Below are 6,534 nucleotides of genomic sequence, written 5' to 3' on the forward strand. Positions count from 1 at the left end.
GTATTGATCGAGCAATATATCGAAGGTGAGGAAATAACCTGCTCCATTTTAAACGGTAAACTTCTTCCTATCATCGCTATTCGGTCTCAATCCGAATTTTTTGATTATTCTTCCAAGTATGATGACGGTGGAGCCGATGAACAAGTGATTCAGCTGCATCCTGAGATTTTTGAACGGGTTCGTACTTCTGCACTGGGCTGTTACAAGACATTAAAATGCAGCGTTTACGCCCGAATCGACATGATGATTAAAGATGGAATTCCTTATGTAATGGAAGTGAACACATTGCCTGGCTTGACGAAAAATAGCCTTCTGCCCAAAAGCGCCAAAGCTGCGGGAATTTCATTCAGCCAACTGTTGGATCAGATTATTGAATATTCATTAATGGAACGAAAGAATGGGTTACTATAGCTTAAAAAGAACGAGGCTGCCGGTATGAAACCGCAGCCTCGTAATGTTAAATGAGCAGTTAACCTCAATAATTTGTGATAAAGTGAAGATGATCATGTAATTTTACAGAGGAGAGGAAGAAATGTCACTATCACTTATCTTTGATATGGACGGAACACTATTTCAAACAAATAAAATTTTAGAAATATCACTTGAAGATGCATTTAATCAGTTAAGGTCAATAAATGAATGGGACAGCGCAACGCCTATTGATAAATACCGCGAAATTATGGGTATACCTTTACCGAAGGTTTGGGAAACTCTCTTGCCCAACCATTCCAAAGAAATAAGGGAACAAACGGACTTATACTTTCTAGAACGATTGATTGAAAACATTAGAAGCGGGAAAGGTGTTTTGTATCCTATGGTTTAGTCGCCATTGGATGCAACTTTGATTTTGCACAAGAAGACGAACTCTCTCAGGCAGATATCGTCATAGATGATTTAATTGAGCTAAAATCAATAGTTTCACAGTTGAAAAAATAGGTGCTCGTAAAAAATATAGTTACATATGAGTGCTTGATAAATTGATTTGTCTTTATCTGTCATGTCTTTTGAATGACTCTACTAGGAATTTACGCTCATTTTCGCGTTCTAGAATATAGTTTAGAAGGATTTTCCTCCATTGCTGTCGAAATTCGTAGAATAAGTATTTGAAATGGAGGAAAGTTAGCTTTGAGATTAAGAAATCAACTATTGGGTGGAACGATCATTCTTTCTTTATTAACAGGGGGATCCGATTCTGCCTATGCGTCAATTCAGAACTTGTCGGCAGGAAAAAAGCTAAGCCAGGGAGTACAACAGTACGCTCAAACCGTTCAAAAGAAAGAAACAATCGCTAAAATTGTGGATACTACCAATTTGCGCAAAGGACCGGGGCTTGAATATGAGATTGTTGCCAAAGCGAAGGCTGGCACATCTTATCCAATCGTTGAATCGAAAGGGGAATGGTACAAAGTAGCTCTTTCCAGCGGTAACACGGCTTATGTTGCAAATTGGGTAGTGGAGACGGTTGAGAGCAGCGGCAGCCAACCTACTTCAAATAATGGACAAAACCAGGAAAACGCCAACAAGCCGGGTGGGGGTCAAGATAAGGAAGCTATTGTAAATATCGTAGATACTACTAATTTGCGCAAAGGGCCTGGTTTAGATTATGAGATTGTTGCCAAGGCGAAAGCTGGAGAAACCTTTCCTGTTGTCGGATTAGAAGGAGATTGGTATAAAGTATCGCTGCCTAGTGGAGGAACCGCTTACGTTGCTAATTGGGTTGTGAACACGGGGAGTAACAAACAAAGCGGCAGTAAAGTGTATATCTATCATACGCATAATAGGGAGTCCTGGAGAAATGTATTAGGTAATTCAAAAGGGACCTCCGTCGACGATGCCAAAGTGAACATTACGCTTGTAGGCAAGAAGCTTGCTGAGAGTCTGCAGAAAAAAGGGATATCCTCCATTGTTGAACAGACCGACTTTACTGAAAGACTGAATGAACAGAAATTAAGCTACACAAAAGCCTACGTTGAATCGCGTAAAGCAGTCGACAAGGCGATGAAGGCTAATACTTCACTATCCTATTTCTTCGATATTCACCGTGACGCTGATGTTCCACGGAGCAAAACAACGGTTGTCATTAATGGTAAAACGTATGCGCGCATTATGTTCGTCATTGGAGATGCTAATCCTGCGCATAAGGAAAACAAAAAGTTCGCCGAAGCGTTAAACGCTCTATTAAACAAGAAGTATCCTGGCATATCGAGGGGAGTTCTTATGAAAAGCGCCCACCAGGGGAATGCCGAGTACAACCAGTCCGTCTCTAATGGAAGCCTGCTTCTGGAATTTGGGGGAGTAAATAATACGTTGGAAGAAAATCTCCAAACTGCAGAGGCTTTTGCTGACGTGTTTGCGGAGTATTATAAATCAATTAAATAAAGTAAAAAAAGCAGGGGGAGTTTCCTTGCTTTTTTTTGTTCCATGCTCGCAATCAGTTGTTTATCATAATGTTAAGGGTCATATAAAAAATAAAAAAACCGATTTTTACATCGGCCTTGTAGACATTGTTTTTAAACGAAAAATGAATTTGCTGTTCTGTGAATAATGCTTCCATCTGACATACGAACRGAATCGTCGTTATATCCTGTTATGGTTGATGCTGGTCTAATCTGCATGCCGTTTTGCATTGGTTTGATTATTGCTTTTTGAGCAATCGCAACTTCAAAATCTTTGTTCGTAATTAGTCTTTGACCTTCTTGAAGTGTAATTTTTGCTTGCATGTAAACACGTCCTCTACGGTTCTATTTTTTTGTATTCTAAGGACAAATAATACACTAATAACTTTATACAAAGCAATGGAAGTGAATGCAAATGAGAAAAAATATTTCAGAATATGTTGTAAAATATACAAAACAGTGAATTTTAATCTCAATACGTGACAGTATACCCCAACGAATCCTCAATCATAATTTTGTCAGTCTAATTGGATCAATAATTCTTCTGCAATACCTGATGCATGACTTTGGGACCATATGCAAAAAAAGGCAAACCAGATGATCTGGTTTGCCTTTTTTTGYAAATCAAATTAGCGAAAATTGAATCAATATGCTCGACGAGGTTTCTCCTTAATGGTAGCAGCGCTCTCCTGGCTCTTCAGTTCAGCTAGAAGCTTATCACCTTCGACATCCAGGTTCGGCAGCATGCGGTCTAGCCATTTCGGCAGCCACCAAGCTTTGTCGCCGAAGACTGCCATGACAGCTGGGACAAGCGCCATGCGTACGAAAAAGGCGTCAATAAGAATGCCGATTGCGAGTGCAAAACCGATCTGTTTAATCATAATATCATGCGCGAAAATAAAGCCTGCGAACACAGACACCATAATCACGGCAGCGGCTACTACTACACGGCTGGCCTGATTGTAGCCATGAACGACACTCTCTGTTCCGTGATGGCCATGTACGTAAGACTCGCGCATGGAGCTGACGAGGAACACCTGATAATCCATCGCCAGACCGTAAAGAATGCCGGTAACCATTATTGGCATAAAGCTGAGCAGCGGACCGCCGGTATCAAAGCCGAAGAGGGAGTGCAGCCATCCCCATTGGTATACGGCCGTAGTAATCCCGAATGTGGCGAGCACACTGAGAAGGAAACCAACCGTAGCTTTGAGCGGAACGATGATTGAGCGAAACACGAGCAGCAGAATAATAAGCGATAGGATGACGATAATGCCGACGTAGAGAGGGAACACCTCAGCCAGCTTCGATGACATATCGATGTTAATTGCGGTGAACCCAGTTACGCCAACCGTGACATCATACGTTAGCGCCATGCTGGAATCAGAAGCTCGAATCTCACGAACTAGGTTTTTGGTTTCTGCATCCGTTGGACCTGTTTTGGGGATGAGGCTAATAATAGCCATATCTCCGTTTTTGTTTACGCCCATAGGTGTCACAAGCGAAACATTCTCATGCTTCCCTAGATCTTGAACTAGACCATTCAGCAATTCCGGCGTCACTTTGCCCAATGCGCCTTTTGGCTTTGCTACCAGGAGCAACGGGCCATTGAAGCCTTCGCCAAAACCGTTTGAAATGGCGTCGTAGCTCTGCCTTGATGGTGTATCTAAGTTAGCCGTGGCTCCTGATGGGATGCCCATTTCCATTTTTGCGACGGGGAGTGCTGCTGCGCCAAGAATAACAATAACAGCAACAATAACAAGCCAGCGGCCTTTCGCTATAGCTGTTACCCAGCGGAGTGCGAACCCATGAGCAGTTTTCTTCGATTGGGTGCTGCTCTTCGTACGCGCTTTTGCCGAGCAGATGCGTTCACCAAGCAAACCTAGCAGTGCCGGCAGCAGAGTTAAAGCAACTAGAACATTGACGAGGACAGCCAAAGCAGCAACAAGCGCCATGGCAGACAAGAAGCCAATTCCGATGACAAGCATGCCGCACAAAGCAATAATAACGGTCAAGCCAGCAAAAAACACTGCACTTCCGGCTGTGCCGACTGCTCTGCTGGCTGCTTCCCGCGCACTTAATCCCTGATCAAGAATCATGCGGCGTTGACGATTTACGATAAACAGCGAGTAGTCAATTCCGACGGCAAGCCCAACCATAAGCGCTAGAACAGGAGTGAGATCAGTCATATGGATGAATTTTGAGAAGGCATATGCTCCTCCTACGCTAATCCCTACTCCCATTAAGGCAGTTAGAAGCGGCAAGCCAGCAGCAACAACCGATCCAAGTGTCATGAATAGCACAACGGCAGCTACGGCAATACCGATAGCTTCTGTCGAACCAATGGAAGGTTTAGTTGACAGCGAGTCGCTTGGCAATGCTTGAATACCCGTTTGTTCAACAGACATGGCGGCATCGATGACGGAATCGGGTACCGATTCAGGTAGCGACATTTGCTGAACGGTGAATTGGAATTGGAACAGGGCAACGCTGCCGTCAGAGGCAAGCATCACGCCAGGTACCGGAACACCGTTAACTATTAGAGGGCCGAAGGGAGGCAATTCACCTGTGGTTGCTTGCGCTGTTCCGTCCCCTTGTTGTGGTGCACTCCCTTGAGCGTTTTCTGAAGCTGAAGCGCCGGCTTTAGCAGCCAATTCAGCAGCATTAATAACATATTCGAGGTTATAAACATCATTAACAGCTTTAGTAATGGCGCTCAAACGCTCTGGTGTATCTAGACGTTCGTCTTTGGGAGCCGTAAACACGATGCTGGCTTGTCCGCCTGAAGCTTCTGGCAGTTCCGCTGACAATTGATCCAATACCTTCTGTGATTCCGTTCCCTCAATTTTCATATCGGAGGTTACATGGATTCCATTGACCCCGAGTATAGCGAGCACAACTCCGAGAATTGCGATCCAGCTAATAATGAAATACCATGGCTTGGTATAGGCTGACTTACCCAATCTGTACAGAAAAGTTGACATCTGTTAATGATTCTCCTTTGCATGTAGAAATAACGTGAGGTCGTGTACTAAAATCCGTTTCGCAAGTAACCAAACATAGTATCTAAATATTGATCGAACGTTACGGCCTCTGGGGTCTCGGCGATTGATTGACCTGGTAACAGCACACTCAGGCTGCCATCCAGTATGGGGAGCATGGCTCCGTAAACAGCTCCGGCGAGGAGGTGGGTATACCCATCGGGATATCGTTCATGGGAAAACTCATCTAAAGTTTCCTGAGCCATAATTTGCAAACGGCGCAGTCCGCTTAAGATGTAAGGCTCAAGCGTAGGGTGCTGCCTCGAAAATGATACAAGCTGTCGAAGTTTCCCAATATGTTCTCCTGTCAGATGCAGCTTCATCAACTGGTGAAGAATGTCGAGTGGGGACATGTCCTCGTTTAAGCTATTGATCCAATTCCCAATTTCGTCGGCGCCTTTAAAGATGAGAGCTGCCGAAGCTATCGCTTCCTCTTTGCAGGAGTAGTGGTTCGCAAACGTTCGTCTGGAGTAACCGGCGAGCTGCACAACATCTTCGACGACGAAACCATCCATTCCCTTTTCCAGAGCAAGTGCGAAAGCTGCATCGGCAAGCGCATTCGCGGTTGCTTCTCTTTTGATATCGCGTAGGCTTTGTTTGTTCATCATGTAACGCTTAAGCGTTCACCCCTTTTCAAATAGAATGGAAGCTTTTTCAAAAATAATCCCTGCTTATATTATTGCCCAATGGGCAATGATGCACAATGAGCAAGTTGTTACGAATTTGTGGCGTTGAGCTAAACGATTTGAGCGAGAGCTTACAAATAGGAAAGTGTAAAGCATAGAGTATTATTAAAACAACAAAGATTTATCGTTTTACGATAAAATTATATTGACTTACACAGATATTGACGATATTATTTTCGTAGTTAGCTAAGAGGAGGATTATTATGAGACAGAAAGGATTATCAGCGTGGTTAAAATTAGTTTCTATCCCAATTTTTTTGGGAATCATTTGTCTAGTTATCGGAATGATGGGGAAATCCGAAGTCGCTCCAGATGGTACACTAATAGAACCATTGTTCTTTTTAATTCCATTAAGTTATCTATTATTTTTAAGTGGAATTATTTTATTATTATTGCTCGCTGTCATTTCTA

General features: G+C 43.3%; 6 protein-coding genes and 2 pseudogenes. 5 read left to right on the plus strand and 3 right to left on the minus strand.

Going from position 1 to position 6,534, the window contains the following annotated elements:
• The 4 genes and pseudogenes from AB4Z17_RS30890 to spoIIP form a co-directional block, all read left to right on the plus strand.
• Positions 1–411 (plus strand): ATP-grasp domain-containing protein (locus AB4Z17_RS30890; protein ID WP_441964118.1); only part of this gene is annotated, 411 nt, incomplete at its 5' end.
• Between the two features lie 121 nt (positions 412–532).
• Positions 533–814: pseudogene (locus AB4Z17_RS30895) on the plus strand (HAD hydrolase-like protein); the annotation flags it as partial.
• Between the two features lie 2 nt (positions 815–816).
• Positions 817–936, plus strand: a pseudogene (locus tag AB4Z17_RS30900) (nucleosidase); the annotation flags it as partial.
• A gap of 189 nt (positions 937–1,125) precedes the next feature.
• Positions 1,126–2,379 (plus strand): stage II sporulation protein P, encoded by a 1,254-nt coding sequence (gene spoIIP, locus AB4Z17_RS30905; RefSeq protein ID WP_441964120.1) that lies wholly within the window; start codon positions 1,126–1,128, stop codon positions 2,377–2,379.
• 131 nt (positions 2,380–2,510) lie between these two features.
• Here the strand turns inward: spoIIP and AB4Z17_RS30910 are convergent, their stop codons facing one another.
• The 3 genes from AB4Z17_RS30910 to AB4Z17_RS30920 all read right to left on the minus strand — a co-directional run bounded on the left by AB4Z17_RS30910 (position 2,511) and on the right by AB4Z17_RS30920 (position 6,045).
• Entirely contained in the window at positions 2,511–2,720 is a 210-nt protein-coding gene (locus AB4Z17_RS30910) for a hypothetical protein (protein ID WP_076265602.1), read from the minus strand.
• A gap of 320 nt (positions 2,721–3,040) precedes the next feature.
• Entirely contained in the window at positions 3,041–5,380 is a 2,340-nt protein-coding gene (locus tag AB4Z17_RS30915; RefSeq protein ID WP_441964122.1) for an MMPL family transporter, read from the minus strand.
• Positions 5,381–5,427: 47 nt separating this feature from the next.
• The gene (locus AB4Z17_RS30920) at positions 5,428–6,045 is read right to left on the minus strand and encodes a TetR/AcrR family transcriptional regulator (protein ID WP_441964124.1); all 618 of its coding nucleotides are present in this window, start codon (positions 6,043–6,045) and stop codon (positions 5,428–5,430) included.
• A 281-nt stretch (positions 6,046–6,326) separates the two neighbouring features.
• Between AB4Z17_RS30920 and AB4Z17_RS30925 the strand changes: the two genes are divergently transcribed.
• On the plus strand, positions 6,327–6,534 hold a 208-nt coding region (locus AB4Z17_RS30925), incomplete at its 3' end, for a DUF3955 domain-containing protein (RefSeq protein WP_441964126.1).

Source organism: Paenibacillus sp. TAF43_2 (assembly GCF_052113545.1).
In the GTDB taxonomy this organism is placed as follows: Bacteria; Bacillota; Bacilli; order Paenibacillales; family Paenibacillaceae; genus Pristimantibacillus.

Bases quoted from the DNA above. Each gene is read 5' to 3' on its own strand.
- AB4Z17_RS30920 (WP_441964124.1), bottom strand. From the start codon at position 6,045: ATGATGAACAAACAAAGCCTACGCGATATCAAAAGAGAAGCAACCGCG.
- AB4Z17_RS30915 (WP_441964122.1), bottom strand. From the start codon at position 5,380: ATGTCAACTTTTCTGTACAGATTGGGTAAGTCAGCCTATACCAAGCCA.